Origin of the sequence: Zooshikella ganghwensis DSM 15267, from assembly GCF_000428585.1 — a bacterium.
GTDB lineage: Bacteria > Pseudomonadota > Gammaproteobacteria > Pseudomonadales > Zooshikellaceae > Zooshikella > Zooshikella ganghwensis.
Genome location: NZ_AUAF01000375.1, coordinates 1 through 1,431, shown reverse-complemented (window position 1 = coordinate 1,431; position 1,431 = coordinate 1). Strand labels below are relative to the sequence as shown.

Below are 1,431 nucleotides of genomic sequence, written 5' to 3'. Positions count from 1 at the left end.
ATACTCTTCGCGAATGATTTTTAGGCTTTGTTACCATCGCTCTTCACCCCAGTCATTTAGTTTATCTAAACTCCTGGGGCTTCATCGCTCGGTGGCCTCGCCTAAATAACCCTTCACTGTGAGTATATACCACTTTATTTTGACACCTAAAAATGATTCATTATGGGTATATTTAAGTAAAGCATCGTTAAGCGCTTTAACCAACTCTTTAAAGTAAGCGTTACTCATGACTATAAAAAAAAGCATCATGATACTCTTTACATGTTCTTTTAAAAATAACATTAAGCTCATTAAATACCTGCTTGGATGTTTTTTACTCCTGATAAGTTACTCCACTCAAGCTGGATTATCGATTGAACGTATCATCATATTTGGCGATAGTTTAAGTGATACAGGAAAAATGTATCAAAAGTCGAAAGGTTGGTTACCTTCTAGTCCACCCTATCATGAAGGTAGATTTTCTGATGGCCCTATCTGGGTTGACTTTTTAAAAGAGAAAATAAAGGAAAAGTATAGTAGCCAAGTAACAATCATCAATGAGGCTGAAGGTGGAGCTACTGCGGCTGCTTATGAAAAAGAATCATGGAACCCAACGTATCAAGTTATTAACAATCTCGATTTTGAGTTTAATCAGTATACGAAAGAAAATCAGTTCAGATCCAATGACTTGGTAATAATATGGGCTGGCGTGATAGTGATAGCGTTATGCTTGCAATCGATCAGCTCATCACTAAAGTCTTATTAGCGGGTGCCAATAATGTATTAGTTTTTAACCTACCCTTGTTAAGTACAACGCCTTTTGCCATTCATCATGAACCTGAAAAGCTTAATGAACTAAAAGAAATCACTGAAGAACACAAAAAAAAAGCTTCGTCGGCTTATTAAAACAAGAAGCTACAAGCATGTCAGACTGTATGATATTGCTTATGAATTTTCAAATATAATGAAAACACTCACCTATTATGGTTTTCATTATATAGATCAAGCTTGTTATAAAAAAGGTTACATTTGGCGACCATTACTAAGAAATCATTACCCATCGCAACAAATGATGGCAGAAGAGATAACGTTCCCTTCAGAAAATAACCAACCAAGATCACTTGATGAGCTAAATGCAAAAGAAGTGTATCAGGTACTTATGAGCTCCTCTCTAGCAAATAACCCGATGATGCGAGATGCGTTTCCCTCTCAGCAGGCTTATTCTCACAATAGACGTATAGAACAAAGCCTTGAATTAGCAGGTGACAAACCCGAAGATTGTGAAGGCTATTTATTTTGGGATAAAGTCCACCCAAGATCAGCAGCCCATAAAATATTAGCAGATAAAATTTTTAGGGGCTCTATATGGATTCCTAGGGGGTAGCATATAATACAACCAAAGATGTATTATGCACGTCTATTTGGGTAAATTAAGTCAGTAATAAGCAAAGA

3 protein-coding genes are annotated in these 1,431 nt (G+C 36.3%); all 3 read left to right on the top strand.

Annotated features, from left to right (window positions below; all coding sequences use genetic code 11):
- The first annotated feature begins 226 nt into the window (after positions 1 to 226).
- The 3 genes from F607_RS32265 to F607_RS32260 are packed head-to-tail and all read left to right on the top strand — an operon-like array spanning position 227 to position 1,363.
- Positions 227 to 745, top strand: coding sequence for an SGNH/GDSL hydrolase family protein (locus tag F607_RS32265; RefSeq protein ID WP_051311893.1), 519 nt, complete (start codon positions 227 to 229; stop codon positions 743 to 745).
- A complete protein-coding gene (locus F607_RS33370; RefSeq protein WP_051311892.1) occupies positions 706 to 885 on the top strand; it encodes a hypothetical protein in 180 nt (59 codons plus the stop codon). The genes F607_RS32265 and F607_RS33370 overlap by 40 nt, the downstream gene beginning before the upstream one ends.
- Before the next feature lie 58 nt (positions 886 to 943).
- Positions 944 to 1,363: an SGNH/GDSL hydrolase family protein gene (locus F607_RS32260; RefSeq protein ID WP_038292660.1), complete on the top strand. Its 420-nt coding sequence runs from the start codon at positions 944 to 946 to the stop codon at positions 1,361 to 1,363.
- Positions 1,364 to 1,431: the final 68 nt, after the last annotated feature.